The organism is Zhongshania sp., assembly GCF_041584495.1.
In the GTDB taxonomy this organism is placed as follows: Bacteria; Pseudomonadota; Gammaproteobacteria; order Pseudomonadales; family Spongiibacteraceae; genus Spongiibacter.
Map to the genome: position 1 here is coordinate 1 of NZ_JBFHDY010000287.1, position 1399 is coordinate 1399.

A 1399-nucleotide genomic window follows, 5' to 3' on the forward strand; every position below is an offset into this window, starting at 1 on the left:
GTCGCTACCAGATGCTTGTAAATGGGACGCGACTGTCATATAGAACAAGCTAGCGAGTAAGGTATGTCTGAGACCGAGCCGCGAAACACTTAATCAGAATCGCTAATTACGTCCTGCCCGTCGGGCTGTATGCAGCTAAATTAATTGACGGAAACCAAGCATGTGAAGAGCCATAAGCAGCGGACTGGCGGACGCGGGTTCAATTCCCGCCGGCTCCACCAAAAATTCTTCCAAGGGATACCGAGGAAGGCCTGAAACCCCAGTAAATCTGGGGTTTTTTGTGCCCGGATGGTCTACAGGGTTCTGGGGGTATCTATTGCGTTCCGGTACTTATCGGGGGTATAAACGGGGGTACTTGGATAAGGCCACTGTAAATGTAAGGCTCAGATAATCCAACGCTGACCAAGGAGGCAAAAATCTAGCTCGGCGCTCTGAAAGATCATACCCGCACTCGATCAGGTATCGAGGGCGCACAGCGAATGCCGCTTTAGACTGGCACTTCGCAGAAGTTGAATTCATAACGCTTGCGCACCCTAAAATTAATACCAGAAGAAGGGCTTAAAAAACGTAGCGATAAAAGCACTGGCTTAACCGTCTACTACTCGCTCTATACTCCAGTAGCGCTATACCTTGCGGGCTCGGGGATGTGCAAAACTCAGTGACAGCCTATTACCCCCACCCCCGCATCCACAGGCAGGTCATTACATTGATCCGTTACACCTAAACGCCAGCCACAAAAAAAGGCGCCCGAAGGCGCCTCAGCAATCACTCAAGCCTTTTTACAAACTCAATATTTTCTCACCGCGAGCAATACCGGAGACACCGCTGCGCACCACTTCCATGATCGCCGCTTCGCCAACGGCTTCTAGGAAGGAATCGAGTTTATCAGCCGCGCCGGTCACCTGAATGGTGTACACGCTGGGACCGACGTCGACGATCTGGCCACGAAAAATATCGGTACAGCGTTTAATTTCAGCGCGCTGGGCGCCAGTGGCACGCACTTTGACTAACATCAGTTCACGCTCAATGTGGGCACCTTCAGACAGGTCGACCAATTTAACGACATCAATTAGGCGATTGAGGTGTTTGGTGATCTGTTCAATTTTGTGGTCGTCCCCTATTGTGGTTAAGGTTAACCGCGATAGGGTTGGGTCTTCTGTGGGCGCAACATTGAGGGTCTCAATGTTGTAACCACGCTGGGAAAACAAACCCACTACCCGCGACAGGGCACCCGGCTCATTTTCCAACAATACCGAAATTATGTGTCGCATCATGTCCGCTCCGTTTTGCTCAGCCACATATCACGCATGCTGCCATTAGGAGCGACATGCATTGGGTATACGTGCTCGTGGGGATCTACGTGAATATCCATAAACACCAGATCATTTTTACGGGCAAA

1 protein-coding gene and 1 other RNA gene are annotated in these 1399 nt (G+C 50.8%); one reads left to right on the top strand and one right to left on the bottom strand.

The window, feature by feature from the left end; translation table 11 throughout:
• Positions 1-221: a transfer-messenger RNA gene (ssrA, locus tag ABYP33_RS19195) on the top strand; the annotation flags it as partial.
• Between the two features lie 558 nt (positions 222-779).
• Here ssrA and ilvN read toward each other — a convergent pair.
• Positions 780-1271, bottom strand: coding sequence for an acetolactate synthase small subunit (gene ilvN / locus ABYP33_RS19200; RefSeq protein ID WP_008251432.1), 492 nt, complete (start codon positions 1269-1271; stop codon positions 780-782).
• Positions 1272-1399 lie beyond the last annotated feature (128 nt).

Bases quoted from the DNA above. Each gene is read 5' to 3' on its own strand.
- ilvN (WP_008251432.1), bottom strand. From the start codon at position 1,271: ATGCGACACATAATTTCGGTATTGTTGGAAAATGAGCCGGGTGCCCTG.